Below are 22,591 nucleotides of genomic sequence, written 5' to 3' on the forward strand. Positions count from 1 at the left end.
AGGAGCGGTCTCACACGGGGTCGACGCCGAACAACGTCGGCAGCGTCCCCTCGTGGGCCGCGCGCAGTTCGGCGGTGGTCAGGGTGAACTGCCCCTGGACCTCGAAGGTCTCCGAGTCCGGGTCCGTGACGGCGATCCGGGTGTGGGGGATGTCCTGTGCTGTGAGCATCTGCTGGAATCGGATCTCCTCGCCCCGGGGAACCGACACGATCACGCGGCCGGCCGATTCGGAGAACAGCCACACGAACGCGTCCGCGTCGGCGGGCAACACCACTCTGAGGCCGCACTCCCCGGCGAGGGCCGACTCCACGAGCGCCTGGGCGAGCCCGCCCTCCGACAGGTCGTGTGCACCGGTGATCAGGCCGTCCTTGGAGCAGGTGGCGAGGATCCGGGCGAGCGTGGCCTCCCATGGCAGGTCGACCGACGGGGGCATGCCTCCCAGATGCCCGTGGGCGACCTGCGCCCAGATGGACCCGTCGAGCTCGTCCCGGGTCTCACCGAGCAGGTAGACGCTCTCACCCGGGGTGTCGCCGAAGGCGGTCGGGGTACGACGTGCGACGTCATCGATCACCCCGAGCACACCCACGACGGGTGTCGGGAGGATCGGCGTCGACCCGGTCTGGTTGTAGAAGGAGACGTTGCCCCCGGTCACGGGGATACCGAGCTCGGCGCAGCCATCCGCCAGGCCGTGGACGGCCTCGCGGAACTGCCACATGACGCCGGGGTCCTCGGGTGAGCCGAAGTTGAGGCAGTTGGTCACAGCGACCGGGAGCGCGCCGGTAACGGCCACGTTCCGGTACGCCTCGGCCAACGCTAGGCGGGCGCCGGTGTACGGGTCCAGCCGGGTGTAGCGTCCCGAGGCGTCGGTCGACAAGGCGATGCCGCGGCCCGACTCCTCGTCGATCCGCAGGACGCCGCCGTCCGCGTTCTCCGCCAGGACCGTGTTGCCGCGCACGTAGCGGTCGTACTGCTCGGTGATGAACTTTCGGGAACACAGTGCGGGGCTGGCCACCATGTCGAGCAGCGTGCGACGCAGTTCATCGCCGGTGGTCGGCCGTGCCAACGAGGCGGTGGTGTCCGCCTGCAGGGCGTCCTGGTCCGCCGGGCGCTCCAGGGGGCGGTCGTAGACCGGGCCGTCGTGGGCCACGGTGCGCGGGGGGACGTCCACCACGGTCTCGCCGCGGAACTCGATGGTGAGCCGGTCACCGTCGGTGACCTCCCCGATGTCGGTGGCCAACACGTCCCACCGGCGGCACACCGCCAGGAAGGCGTCCACGTTCTCCGGCGCCACCACGGCGCACATCCGCTCCTGGGACTCGCTGGACAGGATCTCGGCCGCGGACATCCCCTCGGCGCGCAGCGGCACGTTGTCCAGCACGACGTGCATGCCGCCGTCGCCCGCCGCGGCGAGCTCGGAGGTGGCACAGGCCAGACCCGCTCCCCCGAGGTCCTGGATCCCGACCACGAGCTCCTCGCGGTAGAGCTCGAGACAGCACTCGATGAGCACCTTCTCGGCGAACGGGTCCCCCACCTGGACGCTGGGGAGCTTGCGGGGCTTGACGGGCGCGCCGTGCTCGTCCTCCTCGAAGGTCTCGGAGGCGAGGACGGACACCCCGCCGATCCCGTCGAGACCGGTGCGGGCACCGAACAGGATGATCCGGTTGCCGGTGCCGGAGGCGAACGCCAGGTGCAGGTCCTCCACCCTCATCACGCCGGCACACAGGGCGTTGACCAGCGGGTTGGCCGAGTAGGACTCGTCGAAGACGGTCTCCCCGCCGAGGTTGGGCAGACCGAGGCAGTTTCCGTAGCCGCCGACACCCGCGACGACGCCCGGGAGCACGCGGTGGGTGTCGTCCGCGTCGGCCGGGCCGAACCGCAGCTGGTCCATGACCGCCACCGGGCGCGCGCCCATCGCCATGATGTCGCGGACGATCCCGCCGACTCCGGTCGCGGCGCCCTGGTACGGCTCGATGTAGGAGGGATGGTTGTGTGACTCGACCTTGAACGTCACGGCCCACCCGTCTCCGATGTCGACCACACCGGCGTTCTCGCCGATTCCCGCGAGCATGGTGGATCGCATCTCATCCGTGGTCGTCTCGCCGAAGTAGCGCAGATGCACCTTGGAGGACTTGTACGAGCAGTGCTCCGACCACATGACCGAGTACATGGCCAGCTCGGCGTCCGTGGGTCGACGGCCGAGGATCTCGCGTATCCGGGCGTACTCGTCCTCCTTCAGCCCGAGTTCGGCCCACGGCTGGGCGAGCTCGGGGGTGGCGGAGGCGTGCGAGATGGAATCCACGTGAGTCGTCACGGGGGCGAGTCTAGTCGGCCCGCGGCAGCCCGCGAATCCGCTCCCGGCCGGGGCTAGGTGTGGTGTCCAGCTAGGTGGACAGCACCTCGAAGGTCAGACCCCCGCGCTCGACCCGTTCCAGGAGCGCGTCCCCCATCGCCTGGGCGGTGGTGAGCTGACCCGCGAGAGCGGGGAGCTCGTCGAAGGCCAGGCACAGGGCCGACTCCGCGATCATCATGGAGGTCTCGGTGTATCCGGGGTCACCGCCGCAGACCCGGGTCACCACCCGACGCCCACCCGCCAGTGCCACAAAGGTCACGTCGAACGACGACCGGGCGCGGCGGGACTCGCTCGGCCCGGCGCCACGATCGATCCTCTTGAGGAGCTGCGACCTGATGGGGCCGATCTGCGCACCCACGGCCAGCGCCCCGACCCCGGCCATGCCCGCCGTCGCGGTCAGCGGGGACTTGACCGACGCGTAGTGCGCGTAGGAGAAGTCGGGGCCGTAGCTCTCCAGCGCGGCCGCCGAGCGCAGGACGATCTGCGGGTCGATCGTGGGCAGGGGGACCAACCAGCGACCGAGGACGCTGTCGTGGTGCGGCTTGCCCGTCACCGACTTGATCCGCCGACCCTCGACCCTGCCCTCCTTCGTGCGCCGTGCCTTCGCGGTGCGGGCGGCCTGGCGGAGCCTGGCGAACTGGCCGATGGCCGAGTGGAAGGTGCCGCCGGAGAACTGGGCGTCGGCGTGGACCGCACCGTAGACCGCCACCGGCACACCCTCGGGTACCTGCTTCATCGTGTAGAACACCCCCATGTCGTGGGGGATGGAGTCGAACCCGCACGCGTGGATGATCCGTGCGCCGGAGGCCACGGCCTTGTCGTGGTACTCGAGGTACATGCGGTCGGCGAACTCGGGCTCGCCCGTCAGGTCCACGTAGTCGGTCCCGGCCTCGGCGCACGCGGCGACGAGCGGCTCGCCGTACTCGAGGTACGGCCCGACGGTGGTGATGACGACCCGGGCCGCGCGGGCCATGTCCGCCAGCGAGCCCGGATCCTCGGTGTCCGCCACCACGACCCCCGGGGCCGGGACGTCGGGCATCTCGGCGGCGAGGCGGGCGACGAGCGCGTCGAGCTTGGTCCGGTTCCGACCCGCCACGGCCCACGACCCACCCTCGGGCAGGTTCCGCAGCAGATAGTCGGCCACCAGACCACCGGTGAATCCGGTCGCCCCGTAGAGGACGATGTCGAACGGCCTGGCGGCCTTCTCGGACGCGGACACGGGCTGGGTGCTGGATTCGCTCACCCCACGGTTCTACCGCATCTCGCGCCACCGACGGATGGGCCGGTGAGTAGATGGTCAGACCGCACGGCCACCATGTCTATTCTCGGTTCACTCCAGACCCATGAGTGACTTCTGTCATATCGGCCAGAAAGGTGAACGAACGCCTAGTAGTTGTGCAAACCTTCACCGATGCGTGCGATCATCCGGGTCGCCGCAGCTCATCCCGCCGAGCGGGATACCAACCTTAGGAGAACCCTATGGACCTGACTGGTTCGATCGGCGAAGCATTCGCACCCCTCAGCACCGAGTTGATCGGAAGCGCCGACCCCGTCGGCTCGTCCTTCGTCGACACCCTGTCGGCCGCGCTGTACATCGGCCCGAACCTGCTCCTGAACTTCATCGGCGACCTCGGCGCCGACCTCGGCAGCAGCGGCAGCCTCGGGGATATGCTCGCCTGACGAATTACCACCGCACAGGACCCGCAGGATCTTCCTTGCGGGTCCTGTGCTGTTCTGGCGGGGCGCGCGAATCAGACCCCGACCACGGAGTCCAGCGCGGAGAGGAACAACCCCAGCCCGTCGTCGGAGGGGCCGGTCAGCGGGTCGATCGCGTGCTCGGGATGGGGCATGAGGCCCACCACCCGTCCGTTCTCGGAACAGATGCCGGCGATCCCGTTGGTCGAGCCGTTGGGGGCGTCGCCCGCGAAGCGGAAGACCACGCGCCCCTCGGCCTCGAGCTGCTCGATGGTCTCGGGCGTGGCCATGTACCGGCCCTCTCCGGACTTCAGCGGGATGAGGATCTCCGCCCCCTCCTCGAACCGGCTGGTCCACGCGGTGCCGGTGTTCTCCACTCGCAGCCACTCGTCACGGCAGATGAAGTGCATGTCGCGGTTGCGCCCCATGGCGCCGGGGAGCAGCCCGGCCTCGCACAGGATCTGGAAGCCGTTGCAGATGCCCAGGACCGGCATGCCGCCGCGGGCCGCCGTGATGACCTCGCCCATGACGGGGGCCATCGAGGCGATCGCGCCGCAGCGAAGGTAATCGCCGTAGGAGAAACCGCCGGGGACCACCACCGCGTCGACGCCCTGGAGGTCCGCGTCGTCATGCCACAGCGAGACCGCCTGCGCGCCGGACCTGGTGATGGCGCGTGAGGCGTCGATGTCGTCGAGCGTGCCGGGGAAGGTGATGACGCCGATCCGTGCGGTCACGAGGCCGCCTCCGCGGTGTCCACGAGGACGACCTTCCAGTCCTCGATCACCGTGTTGGCCAGCAGCGACGAGGCGATCTCCTCGAGCTCGGCGTCCGACACGCCGTCGGCGACCTCGAGCTCGAACCGCTTGCCCTGACGGACGTCGGTGACGCCCGGGTGGCCGAGACGGCCCAGGGCCCGGTGGATGGCCTGGCCCTGCGGATCGAGGATCTCGGCCTTGGGCATGACTTCGACGACGACTCGGGCCACGGTGGAACTCCTCGATCGGTGGAAACGCGGGGCGGACCCGGACCTGCCGGGGCTCGACTGCCGATCCTACCCGGACTCGGCGGGGCCACCGAACGGCTCGGGCCGGAGGCCTGCACCCTCGCTCAGGCCGCGGAGGACCGCACCCTCGCTCAGGCCGCCGAGGCCAATGCGACCGCCGGCCACTCGTAGCGGCCGGCGACGGCACGGTGCTCCCCGGTCACCCGGTCCACCGCGTCCAGCAGCGCCGATCGCGGCGCCCGGCGCGAGAGCTGCGTGGCGGAGACGTTGACCCGCACCAGCCCTCCGGCCGCCGCCGTTCGACAGGCCGCGGTGACGAGGGCTCGGCACCACCAGGCATCGGCGATGAACCCCTCCCCGATCGACAGTGCCCGGCCACGCTCCGTGGTCCCCCGGACCACGTCATGGATACCGGTGAGGGAGGCGCACACCCGGAAGCCCGCCCCGGGCAACGCCTCGAGACACCCCGGCGAGGCGTTCCATCGCGGTGGGGCGAACAGCCGCGTCCGGAGGCCCATGTCGGCCATGATCCGGTCCGCGGCGGCCAGGCGGACCGCGGCCTCCGCGGGCCCGATGGAGGCGAACTCGGGCCGGCGCGGGCGGGTCGCGGCCTCGTCGTACCCGCCCAACACGATCGAGTCACCCTGCTCGCGGCGGTGCCGTAGCCACCCCTGCGTGGCCCGGTCCTCCGTCATCCGGTACTCGCGCCCCCGCCTCGGCGCGACGAGCAGCGAGACGGGCACCGACCGCCGCTCGAGTTCGCCGACCAGATCCACGGCACCCTCCAGCGTCGACTCCCGCAGGCCCGAGACGGAGACGATGAGGCGGGCGGTGGCCGGGCACGGTGTCATGGAGCCCATCGTCGCAGCCGGTGATGACAGCGTGACGACGACGAGGTGTAGGTCCGGTGTCCCGACCGGACGCGTGTCTTGACCGGAGGTGACGTCCCGGCCGGAGGTGACGCTCCGGGACGGGGTCAGACCGGGAGGACGTCCTCGATCGCCTCGGTGAGCTCGGGGGCACCGGGCTCCACCTTGGGGCGGAAGCGGCCCACGACCTCACCCGTCGGGGACAGCAGGAATTTCTCGAAGTTCCACTGCACGTCACCGGCCTCACCGTCTGCGTCGGCGACCGCGGTCAGTTCCGCGTACAGCGGGTGCCGGTCGGGGCCGTTGACGTCGACCTTGGCAGCCAGGGGGAAGGTGATGCCGTACTTCTCGGTGGTGAACTCCTTGATCGCGCCCTCGTCGCCGGGCTCCTGCCCCATGAACTGGTTGCACGGGAACCCCAGGACGAAGAACCCGCGGTCGCGATAGTCGTCGGCCAGCTCCTGCAGGCCCTCGTACTGCGGGGTGAGCCCGCACTCGCTCGCGACGTTGACCACCAGGACGGCGTGCCCCGAGTAGTCACCGAGTCGGGCCTGCTCGCCGTCGATGGTCGTGAAGGTGATGTCGTGGAGGCTGCTCATGTGAGCCAGCTTACGCGGTTGCCACCCTTGACATATCGTTGGATTTTTACAACACTGCATTGCATGAGCCCAGTGCGACGGGGAGAAAAGCTCCCCATCTACAACCGGATCGCCGTCCTGCGGGCCGAGCACCGACTCAGCCGGGCCTCGCTCGCGGAACGGATCGAGGTCAACCCCCAGACCGTGGGTGCGCTCGAACGGGGCGACCACTACCCCAGCCTGGATCTGGCCTTCCGCATCTGCGCTGTGTTCGACCTGCCGGTCGAGGCCGTCTTCTCCCGCGAGGAGTTCCAGCCGATGTCCACCGAGATCTACCGCCGCACACGAGAAGACACTCCATGAGCACCGCGACCGACCACACCCTGACCTCCGCCGAGCGTCGCTACGAGAAGACCGTCGACCGGCTCTCCACCAGCCTGCTCTCGTGGCGCACCCCGGAACGCCGCCGACTGCTGGTCCGGTTGAACTGGGCATGCGTCGCGGTCATGGCAGCGATCGCCGTCGCCGGGTTCTTCTGGCTCCCGATCGTGATCGCCTGGCTGCCCATGACCGTGGCCATCTGCACGGTGTGGACGATGCTGCGCACCGTCATCGACGTCAAGGACTCCGCGCCGCCGCGCTACCTCGACGAGTTCGAGACACAGACCCTCCTGCACGCCAGATCCACCGCACTGTCGGTGCTCGTGGGAATCTGCTTCGTGATCGGACTGGTGCTGGTGTTCGGCTCCACGATGGAACTCGGCGACGGCCACCGCCTCGCCTACGCGATGGGCGGACTCGCTGTCCTGGCGGTGTTCGTCGGGGGGATCATCCCCGCCGCCGCGATGGCCGGGACCATGGACCCCGCCGACCCCGCCGACCCCGCCGACAGCTGACCAGGACTGACGAGGACGACCGCGCTCGAGCGTCTGCCGGGCTGAACGGCTGCGGGTCCGGCCCTATCCGGCGCCGGCCGTGCGGACCGTCCACGCGTACTCGAACGCGGTCTGGCGCCACCGCTCGTACCGTCCGGACACGCCCCCGTGGCCGGCGCTCATCTCGCAGCGCAACAGCACCGGGCGGTCCGCCGAGTCGGCCGAGGTCGACACCGCCCGGAGCCTGGCCACCCACTTGGCGGGCTCGACGTAGAGCACCCGGGTGTCGTTGAGCGAGGTCACCGCCAGGATCGCCGGGTAGTCCTTGGCCTCGACGTTCTCGTACGGCGCGTAGGAGGCCATGTAGTCGTAGACCTCCTCAGAGTGCAGCGGATCGCCCCACTCGTCCCACTCGATCACCGTCAGCGGGAGCTCCGGCATGAGGATCGAGGTGAGCGGATCGACGAACGGGACGACCGCCTGGATGCCGACGAACAATTCCGGCGCGAGGTTGGCCACAGCGCCCATGAGCAGGCCACCCGCGCTGCCGCCCTCCGCCACCAACCGGTCCGGGGCGGTGAGCCCGGAGTCGACCAGGTGCCGCGCGCAGTCGACGAAGTCCGTGAAGGTGTTCCGCTTGGTCAGGGTCTTGCCCTGCTCGTACCAGAGGCGCCCCATCTCACCGCCGCCCCGCACGTGCGCGACCGCGTAGGCCATCCCCCGGTCGAGCAGCGAGAGCCGGGCCACCGAGAAGGCGGGGTCGATGCTGGTCTCGTACGAACCGTAGCCGTACAGCAGGGTCGGAACCTGCTCGCCCGCGTCGATCCGGGCTGCGGTCTCCAGCGACATCACCAGGGAGATCGGCACCTGGGTGCCGTCCCCGGCGGTGGCCCAGTCCCGGCGCTGCACGTACCCGGCCGGGTCGTAGCCGCCCAGCACCTCCTGCTCGCGCAACAGGGTCCGCTCCCCCGTGGCCAGCGCCAGGGAGTAGATGCGGCCCGGGGTGACGAACGAGCCGAACCCGAACCTCAGCACCGGTGCGTCCCACTCCGGGTTCGACCCCGGGCCGGAGGTGAACAGTTCCTCGTCGAACTCCACGGGAGTGAACCCGGAATACGCCTCCACACCCACGGTCGACGCGGGATCCAGCGGCATCAGGGAGAACCGGGGCAGCGCCTGCTCCCGGTACCCGAGCACCAGCACACGGGCGAACGCGTCGACCCCCTCCACCCGCACGTCGTCGCGGTGCGGCACGAGCGGGTCCAGTTCGCGGAAGTCGCCGTCGACCGGGCCGGCGGGCGCCTCGACCACGGCGAAGTTGGGAGAACCGGCGTTGTGGGTGATCAGGAAGCGATCCTCGCCTCCGACGACCGCGTGCTCGACGTCGTACTCGACGCCCTCCTCGCGAGGTCGTACGCACCAGAACTCGCCCGCCGGGTCGGCGGAATCCAGGCACCACACCTCGGTGGTGATCTTGGACCCCGCGGCGATCTGCAGGTACTTCTCGCTGCGCGTCTCACCGACCCCGATCCAGTAGGACTCGTCGGGCTCGTGGAACACCTCGTCGTCGTCGTCCCGGGTCGTCCCCAGGCGGTGACGCCACACGGTGTCGGGGCGCCACGCCTCGTCGACCGTCACATAGAAGACGTACTGGCCGTCGCGGGACCAGGTCACGCCGGCCGCGATGCCCGAGATCTCCTCGTCAGGCGCCGTGTAGTCGGGATCCAGGGATCGGAAACGCAGGGTGTAGCGCTCGTCGCCCTCGGTGTCGGTGGCCCAGGCGAGGACGCGGCCGTCGTGGCTGACCGAGAACGCGCCGAGCGCGAAGTACTCGTGCCCCTCGGCCTCGGCGTTGCCGTCCAGCAACAGCTGCTCCCCGGGGAGCTCGACACCGGGCGAGACCTCAGGCGGGACCCACCCGGCCGGGTCGCCGGGATCCGCCACGAACTCGGGAGGCACGGGGACGCGGTAGTGCCGCGCGTAGGACAGGCCTTCCGATGTGCGGGAGAAGTACCACCAGCCGGCGGCCCGCACGGGAACCGACATGTCGGTCTCCTTGACGCGGGAACGGATCTCCTCGTAGACCTCGTCCTCGAGCGGCTTCTGCCCGGCCGTCATCGCGTCCGTGTACGCGTTCTCCGCCTCCAGGTACTCGCGGGTCGCCGGGGCGTCCTTGTCGCGCAGCCACTCGTAGTCGTCCACGAAGACGCGGCCGTGGTGCTCACGGCGGTGGGGGCGGCGCTCGGCCCGGGGAGGCGCGGGGACCCGCTGATCGGTGGCGGTGGTGTCGGTCCCGCTGCCGGTGGCGTCATAGGCGCTCATGCGGACTCACCGCCGAGCCACTCCGAGAACCGCAGGCCGGAGATCCGCTCGTACGCCTCGACGTACCGTGCCCTGGTCGCCTCGACCACCTCCGGTGGGAGCGGGGGCGGCGGTGAGTCCGAGGATCGGTCCCAACCCGAGTCCGGGCCGGTGAGCCAGTCGCGCACGAACTGCTTGTCGAAGCTCGGCTGGACGCGGCCGGGCTCGTACCCGTCCGCCGGCCAGTACCGGGAGGAGTCCGGGGTGAGCACCTCGTCGGCCAGGATCAACTCGCCCCCGGACACGCCGAACTCGAACTTGGTGTCCGCCAGCAGCAGCCCGCGGTCGGCGGCCATCTCTGCCGCCCTCGCGTACACCTCCAGGGTGGCGGTCCGGAGCCGGCCGGCCAGCTCGTCGCCGACGATCCCGGAGAGCTGCTCGAACGAGATGTTCTCGTCATGGTCGCCCACCGCCGCCTTGGTGGCGGGCGTGAAGATCGGCTCCGGCAGTCGGCTGGCCTCGACGAGCCCCTCGGGGAGCTCGACACCGCACACCGACCCCGACTCGCGGTACTCGACCATCCCGGACCCGGTCAGGTACCCACGGGCGACACACTCGGCCTGCACCATGTCCAGGCGGCGCACGACCATCGCCCGGCCGAGCACCTCGGCGGGAATCCGATCGTCGTCCAGAGGCCCCGCGAGGTGGTTCGGCACCTCGAGGGCGTCGAAGAAGTAGGCGCTCATGGCGGTGAGCACACGGCCCTTGTCGGGAATCGGCGTGCCGAGCACATGGTCGTACGCCGAGATCCGGTCGGTGGCCACCAGGAGCAGCGTCTCGCCGTCGATCTCGTATAACTCGCGGACCTTCCCGGCGGCGAGATGGCGGTAGGAGGAGAGCTCGGGTCGCATGGGGGCCAGCGTAGTCGGCGCCCCTGCGGCCGCCCCGCCGGACGAGCGGTATCGGCCCGGACCCAGGGGACCTCAGACCAACCGCGCGTCCAGCCACTCCCCGAGCGCCGCGTACGCCTGGTCCGCACACAGGTCGTTGAACAGTTCGTGCAGACCGCCCTCGAACTCCCGGTAGGTGATCTCCGGCCGCGGGTCGTGGTCCGATCCCGCGACCTGGGCGAACCGACGGGCGCCCGTCGGCGAGGTGATGGAGTCCGCCGACCCGTTGATCACCAGGGTCGGCAACCGCAGGGCGCTCGAGCGCTGCAGGAACTTCTGCCCGCCCGCGAGGAGGGTCCCGGCTGCCAGCGCCGGCACCCCCTTGTGGTGCACGAGCGGGTCGGAGGTGTAGTCCGCCACGTACTCGGGAACGCGGGAGATCTCGTTCGGGTCCAGCTTCTCCACCGGGAGGAACGGCAGGAGGCGGGCGATCACCGGGGCCACCGCCCGGAGCGGCGCGGGTGTGCTCTCGCCCACGACGATGCCGGGAGAGGACAGGATCAGCCCCGCCAGGTCCCACGGACGCCGGAGAGCGGACTCCCCGGCGATCAACCCGCCCATCGAGTGCCCCATCAGCAGTCGCGGCAGGGACTCGGCCCCTCCGCCCCGCGGGGAGCGGCACCACTCCACGACGGCGTCGCGGACGGCCAGGTTGTCCCGAATGTGGGCCTCCGTCGCGACCCTGGCCCGCGGTCCGGGGGCGGTGCCGTGTCCCCGCAGGTCGTAGGAGACCACGCTGACCCCCCGGTCCACCAGGAACCGGATCGTCCGCCCGTAGCGACCGGAGTGCTCTCCGAAGCCGTGGACCAGGAGCAGCAGTGCCCGCGGCTCCTCGGCGTGGTGAAGTGTCGCCTGCAGGCCTTGTGTACCGGGGACGGGGATGATGGTCTCGCGCATGCGCCGAGACTATCCCCCGGCCAGGTCCCCGCGGCGCGGATCGGCCGGCCGCAGGTGTGTCAGAGGATCGATCCGGGTGTGTATCCGGCCGCCTCCGGGTTGCGGGCCACCAGCGCCTCGACGCGCGCGGCCACGGCGTCGACCTGATCACCGGCGGCACCGATGAACGCGGCGCGATCGGCCAGTGCCCCCTCGAGCGCCGCGCGGTCCAGCGGCAGCCGGTCGTCGGCGGCGAGCCGGTCGACGAGGTCGGGCTCGCGGCCCTCTTCCCGCATCGCCAACGCCACCGCCACCGCGTTCTCCTTGATCGCCTCGTGCGCGACCTCTCGGCCGACCCCGGCCCGGACGGCCGCCATGAGGACCTTGGTGGTGGCGAGGAACGGCAGGTAGCGCTGGAGCTCCTTGTCGATCACGGCCGGGTACGCCCCGAACTCGTCGAGCACGGTCAGGAACGTCTCGAACATGCCGTCCAGCGCGAAGAACGCATCCGGCAGAGCGACACGACGCACCACCGAGCAGAAGACGTCGCCCTCGTTCCACTGCGCGCCGGCGAGCTCGGCGGCCATGGAGCCGTACCCGCGGAGGACCACCTGGAGCCCGTTGACCCGCTCGCAGGACCGGGTGTTCATCTTGTGCGGCATCGCCGACGACCCGACCTGGCCGGGCTGGAAACCCTCGGTGACCAGCTCGTGTCCGGCCATCAGCCGGATCGTGTGGGCCAGCGAGGACGGGCCGGCGCCCAACTGGACCAGCGCGGAGACGACCTCGTGGTCGAGGGACCGCGGGTACACCTGGCCGACCGAGTCGAGGGTCCGGGAGAAGCCCAGGTGCTCGGCGATCCGGCTCTCGAGCTCCGACATCTTCCCGGCGTCGCCACCCAGGAGGTCGAGCATGTCCTGTGCGGTGCCCATCGGGCCCTTGATGCCGCGCAGGGGGTACCGCTCCATCAACGATTCGACCCGCTCGAGCGCCAGGAGCAGCTCATCGGCTGCGGAGGCGAAGCGCTTGCCCAGGGTGGTGGCCTGGGCGGCGACGTTGTGGCTGCGGCCGGCCATGACCTGGTCGCGCTGCGCCACGGCGTGCTCGGCCAGCCGGCGGGCCGCCGCCACCCCGCGGTCCCGGATCAGCTCCAGGGAGCGGATGACCTGGAGCTGCTCGACGTTCTCGGTGAGGTCCCGGCTCGTCATGCCCTTGTGGATGTGCTCGTGCCCGGCGAGGGCGTTGAACTCCTCGATCCTCGCCTTGACGTCGTGCCGGGTCACCCGCTCGCGCTCGGCGATCGAGGCGAGGTCCACGCGGTCGAGCACGGCCTCGTAGGCCTCGATCACGCCCTCGGGGACCTCGATCCCCAGCTCGCGCTGGGCACGGAGGACGGCGATCCACAGCTGACGCTCGAGCACGATCTTGTGCTCGGCGGACCACAGGGTCGCCAGCTCGTCGCTGGCGTAGCGGGAGGCCAGGACATTGGAGATGCGGGGCGGGCTGTTCCGGGCGGGTACGGCGTTCTGGGCGGTCACGCCCCCCAGTATCGCAGGGGACTCAGGAGATCATCGAGCCACCGGTGGACCCGGCGAGGATCTCACGGGCGTTGAGGTAGACCTGATCCACCGTCAGCGGCGCCTGGAGCAACAGCCACGGGCGGGTGATGTAGACGATGGTGGTGATGATCTCGGCGGAACCCATGCGCCGACGTTAACCCGTGGGCCGCTGCCGCGGGTCCAGTACGGCCTCCAGCCGGTCCATCGCCTCGGCGATCTCGGCGGTGTCCCCGGCGAAGCTCAGGCGCACCGTGTGCCGACCGTCGACGGTGTCGAAGTCGACGCCGGGTGTCAGCGCGACCCCCGTGCGCTCGAGGATCTCGGCGCACCACGCCACCGAGTCGTCGGTCCACTGCGAGACGTCGAAGTAGGCGTAGAAGGCGCCGTCGGGAGGTGCGGTCTCCCCCACTCCGAGACCGGCGAGCCGGCGGAGTACGAGCTCGCGGTTCCGGGCGTATCGCTCCACGTGGGAGTCGAGCTCGGCGGCCGAGGCCTCGGTGAACGCGGCGACGGCGGCGAACTGGGCGTGCGCCGGCGGGCAGATGGTGAGGTTGCCGATGAGCCGGTCCACGGGCGCGCGCAGGTACCGCGGCAGCAGCATCCACCCGATCCGCCACCCGGTCATGGAGAAGTACTTGGACACCGAGCCCATCACCACGGACTCACGGCTGGTCCGCCACGCGCTCGCGCACTCCCGGCCGTAGGTGACACCGTGGTAGATCTCGTCGCTGACCAGCAACGTGCCGTTGGCCTCGCACCAGCGCGCGAGGGCGGCGAGTTCGGCGGCGTCGATGATCGTCCCGGTCGGGTTGGCGGGACTGGCCACGATGAGGCCGGCGGGCGGGTGGCCCAGCTCCGCCGTGACCGCCTCGAGCTGCGCGACCGTGGGTTGGTACCGGGTCCCGGGGCCGCAGGCGATCTCGTGGACAAGGCAGCCCAGGGCCTGGAGGGTGTTGCGGTAGGCGGGGTACCCGGGGCGGGCCATGACGACGGTGTCCCCGGGATCGAACGCGGCCAGGAAGAGCACCGTGAATCCGCCGGACGACCCGGTGGTGACGACGACGTCGTCGGCGGTCACCTCGACACCGTCCACCCGCCGGTGGTGGTCCGCGATCGCCTCCCGGAGCGGTCGGATTCCGATCGCCTCGGTGTAGCCGAGGATCTCGCCGTCCACCGCGCGCCGTGCGGCCTCCAGCACCGGCCCGGGCGCCGGGGTCGAGGGCTGCCCGGCACACAGGGTGATCACGTCGCCGTGGGTCTCCTGACGCCGCGCCGCCGCGGCCAGGACACTCATGACGTGGAACGGCTCGACGGCCGACCTGAGAGAGGGGGTACGCGCGACGCTCATGCCCCCGACGCTATCGCCCCCGTCAGGAGGTCAGTCCGAACACCCACACCAACAGGGTCATGGTGACGAGCGTGATGAGCACGATCCCCACGAGGTTGAGCCACAACCCGCCGCGGATCATCTGGCCGATCGTCACGTATCCGGATCCGTACGCGATGGCGTTGGGCGGGGTCGCCACCGGCAGCATGAACGCGCAGGTGGCGGCCAGGGCGACCGGGACCGCCAGCAGCATCGGGTCGAGCCCGAGACCCAGCGCCACCCCACCCGCGACCGGCAGGAACCTCGCGGCGGTCGCGGTGTTGCTGGTCAGTTCGGTCAGGATGAGGACCCCGCCGGCGGCGACGACGACCAGCAGGACGACCGGCAGGCCACCGAGGGCGGCGGACTTCTCACCGATCCAGTCGGTGAGCCCGGACCCGGAGAACTGGGCCGACAGCGCCAGCCCGCCGCCGAAGAGCAGGAGCACCCCCCAGGGCAGGGCGAGCGCGGCCTCCCACGTCAACAGGCGAACGCCACGCGCGGTGCCGGCGGGGAGCAGGAACAGCACGAGTCCGGCGATCAACGCGATCCCCGCGTCGGAGACGGGCGGATCCTCCCACACCAACGGCACGGTCATCCACGCGACGGCGGCGGCGACGAACACGGCCAGGACGCGTTTCTCGCCCGACGAGATGGAGCCGAGGCTGCGCAGCTCGTCGTCGAACAGTTGCCGCCCCCCCGGGGATCCGCTCCACCTCCGGCTTGAACAGCACCTTGGTGAGCAGGAACCAGGCGACCAGGAGCATCACGATCGACAGTGGGAGACCCACCATCATCCACCGGCCGAAACCCAGGATGATGCCGTGCTCGCTCTCGAGGTAGCCGGCGAGCAGGGTGTTGGGCGGGGTTCCGATGATCGTCGCCAGCGATCCGATCGACGCGGCGTAGGCGATGCCCAACATGAGGGCGGTCCCGAAGTTCGACCGGATGACGGCCTTCTTGACCTCGTCGGACGTCGGGTCCGACGAGGAGTCCATCCGGGGCATCGACCCCTCGGGGTCGTCCTCCTGCCCTCCGGACCCGTTCCCGCCCAGTTCGGAGGCGAGCATGAGGACGGAGACGCCGATCGGCAGCATCATCACGGCCGTGGCGGTGTTGGACACCCACATGCTCAGGAAGCCGGTCGCGATCATGAACCCGGCGATGACCCGTGTCGAGCGGGTGCCCATCGCCCGGACCGTCAGCAGGGCGATCCGTCGGTGCAGGTTCCACCTCTGCATGGCGATCGCGATGAGGAATCCGCCCATGAACAGGAAGATGATGTTGTTGCCGTACTGGGCGCCGACGTCGTCGACCGAGATGTCCTGACCCAGCACCGGGAACGCGATGAGCGGCACCAGCGCCGTGGCGGGGATGGGGATGCACTCGGTCATCCACCAGATCCCCAGCAGCACCGCCACGGCAGCGGTCAGTCGCGCGTTGTGCTCCAGGTCCCCCGGCATGACCGTGTAGACCAGCACCGCGGCCGCGACCCCGGCGACGGTTCCGATCACACTGCGGACGAACTCGCCGCGGGGCACGGCGCCGTCGCGCTCACCGGGCGACTTCTGCTCGATCTCCGCGCCGCGGGCCGGGTCCGGGTCCAGGCCGCTCAGGTGCGGGGCCATGACCATCTTCCGGCCCCTCGGTCGATCACGGTCGCCGGTTGCCATCGCCTTCTCCCTCGCGCGTCACGCGTCCCGGAGCGGCCCCCCGGGATGTCGTGCACACACCGTAAACGCGATCTCGGTCGGGGTCAGCAGATCACTGCCCGAGCGATCCCAGCGGCGCCGAACCGAGCGCCCCCGAGCCCATCGAAAGCGACCCGTCGGGGGCCACCTCGAGGCCGAACACGGCCAGCTCGCGAGCCGGCCCGCCGGCGTCGCCCACGGACACGACGAGCTCGTACCGCCCCGGCACCGGTGGTGCCGCGGGGCGGAAGGTCAGCGCTCGGGTCACGGTCGCACCCGCGCCGACGGCCAGGGGGACGGACGGCCGGGGTTGCCCGTCGATGAGCACGGGCAGCTCGAGCCGGCGCTTGTCGGGTCCGGTGAGTGCGGCGCGCAGGTCGCCGGAGTAGGCGGACCCCGTCGAGTCCATCCGGACCGAGGCGTCGAGCACCTGTCCGTCCCGGTCCGGCCGCAGCACCGCTCCACCGACCGCAGTGAGCCGTACGGGCAGGGTGACGACGGGGTCGGCGGACCGGGTCGAGGACGGGGTGCCGTCCCCGACCACGGGCCACCCGCCGACCCAGTCCAGGCGGTCGAGCATCATGTACCGTCGCTGCACCCCGTTGGGGAGCACGGCGCTGCCGCGGGGGGCGGCGTGATAGAGCATCCAGTCCTGCCCCGCGTCGTCGGTGGTCACGTCGACGTGACCCGGTCCCACCCAGTCGGCGTCACCCTTGAGGATCACATCCCCGGGCAGCGGCGCGCCCGGCCCCTGCACCAGCGGACGCTGCTGCCGGTCGGTGTACGGCCCCATCACGCTGTCGGCGCGGCCGCCCAGAACCCGGTACTGCGACTGCTCGCCGTCGCAGCACAATCCCGCGCTGGTGAACAGGTGGGTCCTGCCCTCTCTGGTGAGCACGGCGGGCGCCTCCACCCCCGTGCCCGCCACCAGGACGGGGTCCCCGACGAGCGCGGTGCCCGCGGGGTTCATCGGTACCGCGTGGATCCCCTCGAAGTTGCCCATGAACATGACGGGCCCGTCGTCGGTGAACACGACCTCGGGGTCCATGGGGTCCAGGTCCTGGTAGGGGGCGTCGGCACCGAAGCAGACGATCGGCGCCGAACCGTGGGTCCACGGGCCCTCGATCCCCGGCGCGGTGGCCATGCCGATACAGGGGGCCGGGCCTCCGGTGGTGTAGTACATGACGGCACCGGTGTCGGTCACGTGGACGTCCGGGGCCCAGAGGAACGAACCCTGGGGCGCCCACGCCGGACGGGAGCCGAAGGCGTCCCCCACGTACTCCCACTCGACCAGGTCGAAGGAACGGAAGTGCGGGACGAGCCGGTAGCCGGCGCCGTCCGACCAGTCGTCGGAGGACGCGTAGACGTGGAACGCCCCGTCCGCTCCCCTCTGGACGGACGGATCCGGCGCGATCGACGAGATCACCGGGTTGGCGCCGGCGGGGACCGCCGCGGTCGCGGAGACGACGGGGATGACGACGGCCAGAGCTGCGGCCCCGAGGGCGCGGGCACCGCGCGAGATTCTCATCGGCCGATGATAGACCCGGAATTCACTTTCATGTGACGGTATGTCACTTCGGTCCCGGGCGTCGTTCGCCTACTATCCCTGACTCGCCCGGCGTTCCTTGCGCAGCAGGAAGCGCTGGATCTTGCCCGACGGCGTCTTGGGCAGCTCGCGGACGAAGTGGACCTTCCGAGGGAAGGCGTGGGCGGCGAACTCCGTCTTGACCCACTTCTGCAGGTCCGCCACCGTGTCGTCGTCGCCCTCGACACCCTCGCGCAGCACGACGTACGCCTCGAGTACCTCACCGGCCAGTTCGTCGGGGACGCCGATGATCGCCGACTCCAGCACGTCCGGGTGCTTGGCCAGGACGGACTCCACGTCGAACGGGCCGATCCGGTAGCCGGACATGATGATCACGTCGTCGTCGCGGCTGGAGAAGTAGAAATGACCGTCGGCGTCGAGCTTGGCCGCGTCGCCCGTGTAGTACCAGCGGCCGTCCGCGCTGAACCGCTCGGCCGTCTTCTCGGGCGCGTCGTGGTACCCCGTGAACCACATGAGCGGGCTGGCGGGGACGTCGATCGCGACGCGGCCGAGCTCCCCCACCGGCGCGGTCTCGTCGGAGTCGGCCGCGAGCACGGTGCACCCCCACCCGGGAAGCGGCACTCCCATGGACCCGGGACGGACGTCCTCGCGCAGCGAGTCGTGCCAGGGGTTGATGATGAACATCCCGTGCTCGGTCTGGCCGTACTGGTCCCGGACCTCGACACCGAACTGCTCGATCGACCACTCGATCACCTCCGGGGTGAGCGGCTCACCGGCGGCGGAGGCACGGCGGAGCCTCACGTCCGGCGCGATGTCGCGCTTGGCGCGCATCGTCCGGTAGACCGTCGGCGCCGCCGCGAAGTTGGTGACCCCGTAGTACTGCAGGACGGCGAACGCCAACTCCGGGGTGTAGCGGGCGTGGAGGAGCAGGCTGCGGCGGCCCACCGCCAGCGGACCGAGGATGCCGTAGTAGAGGCCGTACGCCCAGCCCGGATCGGCACCGTTCCAGAACACGTCGTCGGCGCGCACGTCCAGACCGGTCTCGATGTACTGGTGGAACGCGGCGAGCGCGCGGACGGGGACGACGACCCCCTTGGGGGTGCCGGTGGTGCCCGAGGTGAAGAGCATCACCATCCCGGCGTCCGGGCCGGTGACCGCGGCGCCGCGACCAGGCTCCTGGTCGCCGACGATCGTGTCGAGATCGAGGTCTCCCTCCCGGGCACCGGGGCAGTCCGCCAGCCCGGCCACGACCACCGGGACGGATGTGCTCTCGAGCTTCCCCCGCTGGTCGGCGTCGGACACGATCACCCGGGCGTCACCGCCGACGATCCGCATCTCGATCGCGGGCCAGGCGAACGCGGTGAACAGCGGCATGTGCACCGCGCCCAGGCGCCAGATCCCCATGAGCGTGAACACCAGGTCCGCGGACTTGGCCACGAGCGTGGCGACCCGGTCCCCCTCGCCCACACCGAGAGCCGCCAGGGCGGCGGCCACCTTCTCGCTCCTCGACCTCAGCTCACCGTAGGTGATGTCCCGACCGGACAGGTCCGCGCCGATCACCGTGAACGCCACGGCGTCGGGGTCGTGGCGGTCGCACAGGAACTCCGCCGCACTCGCACCGGGGACGTCGTAGATCGCCAGGAGCTCGTCCGGGGACAGGGGCGTACCGGTGGGCGGCGTGGTCTCGGTCGTATCTGCAGACATGTCTGCAGATACTGCTGCAGAGGCCCGCCGCACACCACCCACCGACGGGCACCCCCGCTTTCGGGGCTGGTACGACCGCACGGACGCCGTGCACTCTAATGAGAACAGCCCCAGCGAGACCAGCCGACCATTTCCGCAGCCACCCGGAGGGACCCCCATGGCCGTCGACAGACTGCTCCCCAGCGACGAGGCGTACGAACTCCTCGAGATGACCCGCTCAGTCGCGGACAAGCTGCTCGAGCCGATCGCGGCCGAGCACGAGCGGAACCACACCTATCCCGAGGGGCTCTTCGCGCAACTCGGCGAGGTGGGCCTGCTGGGGCTGCCCTATCCGGAGGAGTTCGGCGGCGGCGACCAGCCGTACGAGGTGTACCTGCAGGTGCTGGAGGAGCTCGGTGCCCGGTGGGCGGCTGTCGCCGTCGCGACGAGCGTGCACGGTCTGTCCTGCTTCCCCCTGGCCACCGCCGGCTCCGACGAGCAGAAGGCCGAGTGGCTGCCCGGGATGCTCGCCGGCGAGCAGATCGGCGCGTATTCGCTCTCGGAGCCACAGGCCGGGTCGGACGCGGCGGCGCTGCGGTGCCGCGCCGAGCGCGAGGGTGACGAGTTCGTGGTCACCGGCACCAAGTCCTGGATCACGCACGGTGGGATCGCGGACGTGTACAACACCTTCGTCCGCACCGGCGAGGGGTCCCGCGGCATCTCGTGTCTCCTGGTCCCCCGCGACACCGAGAACCTGACGTTCGGGAAGCCCGAGGACAAGATGGGCCTGAACGGCGTCCCCACCACCACCGCCGCCTACGAGGGCGCCCGGGTCGACGCCGCCCGTCTCCTGGGCGCCGAGGGCGACGGACTGCGCATCGCGTTCTCCGCCCTGGACTCGGGCCGGCTCGGGATCGCCGCGGTGGCCACCGGCATCGCGCAGCGGGCACTCGACGACGCGGTCGCCTACGCCAATGAGCGCGAGGCGTTCGGCAAGACCATCATCGGCCACCAGGGCCTGGGCTTCCTGCTGGCGGACATGGCCGCGGCCGTGACCTCCGCCCGCGCCACGTACCTCGACGCCGCCCGACGCAAGGACGCCGGCCGTCCCTACTCCCGCCAGGCCTCGATCGCCAAGCTCACCGCCACGGACGCGGCGATGAAGGTCACGACGGACGCGGTCCAGGTGCTCGGCGGCGTCGGCTACACCCGGGAGTTCCCCGTGGAGCGGTACATGCGCGAGGCCAAGATCACCCAGATCTTCGAGGGCACCAACCAGATCCAGCGACTGGTGATCGCCCGCGACCTCGCCGTCTGAGTCCCCGGCGGCCCGTCCGGCCCGGAGCGCCTAAGGTTGGCGGCATGTCCTCCCTCCCCGACGCCTCCGCTCCCGCGGGCACCGAGTACGTGGTCCTCCTCTCGGAGGACGGCCAGCCCGTCGGCACCGCGGACAAGGCCACCGTCCACACCACCGACACCCCGCTGCATCTGGCGTTCTCGTGCCACGTGGTCGACGAGGAGGGCCGCGTCCTGCTCACCCGTCGCGCGCTGCACAAGCGCGCCTGGCCGGGCGTGTGGACCAACTCGTTCTGTGGTCACCCCGCACCGGGCGAGGACCCCGCCGAGGCGATAGTACGACGGGCGGAACAGGAACTCGGGACGCGCGTGGACGGGATCGAGCCGGCGTTGCCGGACTTCCGGTACCGGGCGGTGGACGACTCCGGGATCGTGGAGAACGAGATCTGCCCCGTGTTCACCGCCCGCATCCGCGCCGACCTGGCCCCGCGGGCGGACGAGGTGTGCGCCCACCACTGGGCCCGGCCCGAGGACGTACGCAAGGCCATCGACGCGACGCCGTTCGCGTTCAGCCCCTGGCTGGTGGCACAGGCGCCGCGCATGGCCCTCTACGCTCGTTGAGGACGGACGCGTTCAGCACGGCGGATCGGCCGTCAGCCCGGCGGGCTGCCGCGGTCAGCCCGGGATACTGATGTGTCCCTCCTCGGCCGCCAGGCCGATGTCGCGACGGAAGTGACCGCCGCCCAGCTCGACCCCGTCGAGGATCCGGTAGGCCTCCGCGCGCGCGGCGGCGAGGTCGGGACCGGTCCCGACGACCGACAGGACCCGCCCCCCGGCCGAGACCAGTCGCCCGTTCTCGTCCCGGGCCGTCCCGGCGTGGAAGACCCCCGGCTGCTCGGCGCCCTCGATCACGTCCCCCCGGCGTGGCGAGGACGGGTAGTTCTCCGCGGCCAGCACGACGGTCACGGCGGCGCCGTCGCGCCACACCAGCGGAGGCAGCTCGGCGAGACGGCCGGTGGCCACCGCGTGGAGGGCCTGCCCGAGGGGCGACTCCAGTAGCGCCAGGACCGCCTGCGTCTCGGGATCACCGAAACGGCAGTTGAACTCCACGACCTCGGGGCCGGACGTGGTGATCGCCAGACCCGCGTACAAGAGACCGGAGAAGCCGCATCCCCGTGCGACCATCTCGCGGGCGACCGGCTCACACACCTCGGAGACGATCCGGTCGACCATCCCCTGCGGCAGCCACGGCAGGGGGGTGTAGGCGCCCATCCCGCCGGTGTTGGGTCCGCGGTCCCCCTCCCCGACACGCTTGTGATCCTGAGCGGGGAGGAGCGGGACCACCGTCTCGCCGTCCACGAGACAGAACAGCGACACCTCGGGGCCGTCGAGGAAGGACTCGAGCAGAACCGGGTGCCCGCCGTCCAGGCAGGCGAGCGCGTGGGCGTGCGCGGCGGCGCGGTCGGGCGTGACCACGACCCCCTTGCCGGCCGCGAGGCCGTCGTCCTTGACCACCCAGGTGGGGCCGAACCGGTCGAGCGCCTCGTCCAGGTCGGCGGGCGAGTCGACGACCTCGGCGCGCGCCGTGCGGACCCCCGCCGCGGCCATGACGTCCTTGGCGAACGCCTTGGAACCCTCGATCCGGGCGGCGTCGGACGACGGGCCGAACACCGGGACGCCGGCTGAGCGCAGGGCGTCGCCCACCCCCGCCACCAGCGGGACCTCCGGGCCGATCACGACCAGGTCCACCTCGAGCCGGCGGGCCAGCGCGGTGACGGCCGCGGGATCCGTCACCGCGGTGTCGTGGCACGTGGCCTGAACCATGCCGGGGTTGCCCGGCGCGGCGTGGAGCTCCGTCACCGCGGGATCCGCGGCGAGGGCGACGAGCAGGGCGTGCTCACGGGCACCGGAACCGATCACGAGAATTCGCACAGCGCCCACACTAGTCGCGGC

The 22,591-nt window shown here is 71.0% G+C and carries 21 protein-coding genes and 1 pseudogene; 5 read left to right on the plus strand and 17 right to left on the minus strand.

What is annotated here, in order from left to right; translation table 11 throughout:
- Positions 1–10: 10 nt before the first annotated feature.
- Together purL and H483_RS21425 are read right to left on the minus strand one after the other, a co-directional pair.
- Entirely contained in the window at positions 11–2,311 is a 2,301-nt protein-coding gene (purL, locus tag H483_RS21420; protein WP_031264397.1) for a phosphoribosylformylglycinamidine synthase subunit PurL, read from the minus strand.
- A 70-nt stretch (positions 2,312–2,381) separates the two neighbouring features.
- Positions 2,382–3,593: a trans-acting enoyl reductase family protein gene (locus tag H483_RS21425; RefSeq protein WP_017835286.1), complete on the minus strand. Its 1,212-nt coding sequence runs from the start codon at positions 3,591–3,593 to the stop codon at positions 2,382–2,384.
- Positions 3,594–3,829: 236 nt separating this feature from the next.
- Between H483_RS21425 and H483_RS21430 the strand changes: the two genes are divergently transcribed.
- Positions 3,830–4,030, plus strand: a complete 201-nt coding sequence (locus H483_RS21430) for a hypothetical protein (protein WP_017835287.1) — start codon at positions 3,830–3,832, stop codon at positions 4,028–4,030.
- Between the two features lie 71 nt (positions 4,031–4,101).
- On the opposite strand, the gene purQ is transcribed toward H483_RS21430, so the two are convergent.
- The 4 genes from purQ to H483_RS21450 all read right to left on the minus strand — a co-directional run bounded on the left by purQ (position 4,102) and on the right by H483_RS21450 (position 6,516).
- Complete coding sequence (gene purQ, locus H483_RS21435; protein ID WP_017835288.1) at positions 4,102–4,779, minus strand: phosphoribosylformylglycinamidine synthase subunit PurQ; 678 nt, start codon at positions 4,777–4,779, stop codon at positions 4,102–4,104.
- On the minus strand, positions 4,776–5,030 hold the full coding sequence (gene purS, locus H483_RS21440) for a phosphoribosylformylglycinamidine synthase subunit PurS (RefSeq protein WP_017835289.1): 255 nt from the start codon (positions 5,028–5,030) through the stop codon (positions 4,776–4,778). The genes purQ and purS overlap by 4 nt, the downstream gene beginning before the upstream one ends.
- A gap of 149 nt (positions 5,031–5,179) precedes the next feature.
- Complete coding sequence (locus tag H483_RS21445; protein WP_017835290.1) at positions 5,180–5,899, minus strand: DUF2334 domain-containing protein; 720 nt, start codon at positions 5,897–5,899, stop codon at positions 5,180–5,182.
- A gap of 125 nt (positions 5,900–6,024) precedes the next feature.
- Positions 6,025–6,516, minus strand: a complete 492-nt coding sequence (locus H483_RS21450; protein ID WP_017835291.1) for a glutathione peroxidase — start codon at positions 6,514–6,516, stop codon at positions 6,025–6,027.
- Positions 6,517–6,579: 63 nt separating this feature from the next.
- On the opposite strand from H483_RS21450, the gene H483_RS21455 reads away from it, so the two are divergent.
- Together H483_RS21455 and H483_RS21460 are read left to right on the plus strand one after the other, a co-directional pair.
- On the plus strand, positions 6,580–6,858 hold the full coding sequence (locus H483_RS21455) for a helix-turn-helix transcriptional regulator (RefSeq protein ID WP_031264401.1): 279 nt from the start codon (positions 6,580–6,582) through the stop codon (positions 6,856–6,858).
- Positions 6,855–7,391 carry a hypothetical protein gene (locus H483_RS21460; protein ID WP_017835293.1) on the plus strand — a complete coding sequence of 179 codons (537 nt, stop codon included), beginning with the start codon at positions 6,855–6,857 and terminating at the stop codon, positions 7,389–7,391. Before H483_RS21455 ends, H483_RS21460 begins: the two co-directional genes overlap by 4 nt.
- Positions 7,392–7,454: 63 nt before the next feature.
- Here the strand turns inward: H483_RS21460 and H483_RS21465 are convergent, their stop codons facing one another.
- The 10 genes and pseudogenes from H483_RS21465 to H483_RS21500 form a co-directional block, all read right to left on the minus strand.
- Complete coding sequence (locus H483_RS21465; protein WP_017835294.1) at positions 7,455–9,692, minus strand: S9 family peptidase; 2,238 nt, start codon at positions 9,690–9,692, stop codon at positions 7,455–7,457.
- Positions 9,689–10,582 carry a phosphoribosylaminoimidazolesuccinocarboxamide synthase gene (locus H483_RS21470; RefSeq protein WP_017835295.1) on the minus strand — a complete coding sequence of 298 codons (894 nt, stop codon included), beginning with the start codon at positions 10,580–10,582 and terminating at the stop codon, positions 9,689–9,691. The genes H483_RS21465 and H483_RS21470 overlap by 4 nt, the downstream gene beginning before the upstream one ends.
- Before the next feature lie 72 nt (positions 10,583–10,654).
- On the minus strand, positions 10,655–11,518 hold the full coding sequence (locus tag H483_RS21475) for an alpha/beta hydrolase (protein ID WP_017835296.1): 864 nt from the start codon (positions 11,516–11,518) through the stop codon (positions 10,655–10,657).
- 59 nt (positions 11,519–11,577) lie between these two features.
- Positions 11,578–13,035, minus strand: a complete 1,458-nt coding sequence (purB, locus tag H483_RS21480) for an adenylosuccinate lyase (protein WP_017835297.1) — start codon at positions 13,033–13,035, stop codon at positions 11,578–11,580.
- Positions 13,036–13,057: 22 nt separating this feature from the next.
- Positions 13,058–13,201: a hypothetical protein gene (locus H483_RS39490; protein ID WP_017835298.1), complete on the minus strand. Its 144-nt coding sequence runs from the start codon at positions 13,199–13,201 to the stop codon at positions 13,058–13,060.
- 9 nt (positions 13,202–13,210) lie between these two features.
- Positions 13,211–14,404: an aminotransferase class I/II-fold pyridoxal phosphate-dependent enzyme gene (locus H483_RS21485; RefSeq protein ID WP_017835299.1), complete on the minus strand. Its 1,194-nt coding sequence runs from the start codon at positions 14,402–14,404 to the stop codon at positions 13,211–13,213.
- 22 nt (positions 14,405–14,426) lie between these two features.
- Positions 14,427–15,047, minus strand: coding sequence for an SLC13 family permease (locus tag H483_RS40495; RefSeq protein ID WP_371204007.1), 621 nt, complete (start codon positions 15,045–15,047; stop codon positions 14,427–14,429).
- Positions 15,048–15,117: 70 nt separating this feature from the next.
- Positions 15,118–16,095: pseudogene (locus tag H483_RS40500) on the minus strand (SLC13 family permease); the annotation flags it as partial.
- A gap of 91 nt (positions 16,096–16,186) precedes the next feature.
- A complete protein-coding gene (locus H483_RS21495) occupies positions 16,187–17,641 on the minus strand; it encodes a family 43 glycosylhydrolase (RefSeq protein ID WP_017835300.1) in 1,455 nt (484 codons plus the stop codon).
- 72 nt (positions 17,642–17,713) lie between these two features.
- Positions 17,714–19,363, minus strand: a complete 1,650-nt coding sequence (locus tag H483_RS21500; RefSeq protein ID WP_017835301.1) for an AMP-binding protein — start codon at positions 19,361–19,363, stop codon at positions 17,714–17,716.
- Positions 19,364–19,520: 157 nt separating this feature from the next.
- On the opposite strand from H483_RS21500, the gene H483_RS21505 reads away from it, so the two are divergent.
- Both H483_RS21505 and idi read left to right on the plus strand, forming a co-directional pair.
- The gene (locus H483_RS21505; protein WP_017835302.1) at positions 19,521–20,660 is read left to right on the plus strand and encodes an acyl-CoA dehydrogenase family protein; all 1,140 of its coding nucleotides are present in this window, start codon (positions 19,521–19,523) and stop codon (positions 20,658–20,660) included.
- Positions 20,661–20,704: 44 nt separating this feature from the next.
- Entirely contained in the window at positions 20,705–21,259 is a 555-nt protein-coding gene (gene idi / locus H483_RS21510) for an isopentenyl-diphosphate Delta-isomerase (RefSeq protein WP_017835303.1), read from the plus strand.
- Between the two features lie 54 nt (positions 21,260–21,313).
- Here idi and purD read toward each other — a convergent pair whose 3' ends face one another.
- Positions 21,314–22,570 (minus strand): phosphoribosylamine--glycine ligase, encoded by a 1,257-nt coding sequence (purD, locus tag H483_RS21515; protein ID WP_017835304.1) that lies wholly within the window; start codon positions 22,568–22,570, stop codon positions 21,314–21,316.
- Between the last annotated feature and the right edge of the window lie 21 nt (positions 22,571–22,591).

Origin of the sequence: Dietzia sp. UCD-THP (assembly GCF_000349585.1) — a bacterium.
In the GTDB taxonomy this organism is placed as follows: Bacteria; Actinomycetota; Actinomycetes; order Mycobacteriales; family Mycobacteriaceae; genus Dietzia; species Dietzia natronolimnaea_A.

Coding starts and splice junctions, on each gene's coding strand:
- H483_RS21430 (WP_017835287.1), top strand. CDS start 3,830: ATGGACCTGACTGGTTCGATCGGCGAAGCATTCGCACCCCTCAGCACC.
- H483_RS21445 (WP_017835290.1), bottom strand. CDS start 5,899: ATGACACCGTGCCCGGCCACCGCCCGCCTCATCGTCTCCGTCTCGGGC.
- H483_RS21450 (WP_017835291.1), bottom strand. CDS start 6,516: ATGAGCAGCCTCCACGACATCACCTTCACGACCATCGACGGCGAGCAG.
- H483_RS21455 (WP_031264401.1), top strand. CDS start 6,580: ATGAGCCCAGTGCGACGGGGAGAAAAGCTCCCCATCTACAACCGGATC.
- H483_RS21460 (WP_017835293.1), top strand. CDS start 6,855: ATGAGCACCGCGACCGACCACACCCTGACCTCCGCCGAGCGTCGCTAC.
- H483_RS21465 (WP_017835294.1), bottom strand. CDS start 9,692: ATGAGCGCCTATGACGCCACCGGCAGCGGGACCGACACCACCGCCACC.
- H483_RS21470 (WP_017835295.1), bottom strand. CDS start 10,582: ATGCGACCCGAGCTCTCCTCCTACCGCCATCTCGCCGCCGGGAAGGTC.
- H483_RS21475 (WP_017835296.1), bottom strand. CDS start 11,518: ATGCGCGAGACCATCATCCCCGTCCCCGGTACACAAGGCCTGCAGGCG.
- H483_RS39490 (WP_017835298.1), bottom strand. CDS start 13,201: ATGGGTTCCGCCGAGATCATCACCACCATCGTCTACATCACCCGCCCG.
- H483_RS21485 (WP_017835299.1), bottom strand. CDS start 14,404: ATGAGCGTCGCGCGTACCCCCTCTCTCAGGTCGGCCGTCGAGCCGTTC.
- H483_RS21495 (WP_017835300.1), bottom strand. CDS start 17,641: ATGAGAATCTCGCGCGGTGCCCGCGCCCTCGGGGCCGCAGCTCTGGCC.
- H483_RS21500 (WP_017835301.1), bottom strand. CDS start 19,363: ATGTCTGCAGATACGACCGAGACCACGCCGCCCACCGGTACGCCCCTG.
- H483_RS21505 (WP_017835302.1), top strand. CDS start 19,521: ATGGCCGTCGACAGACTGCTCCCCAGCGACGAGGCGTACGAACTCCTC.
- idi (WP_017835303.1), top strand. CDS start 20,705: ATGTCCTCCCTCCCCGACGCCTCCGCTCCCGCGGGCACCGAGTACGTG.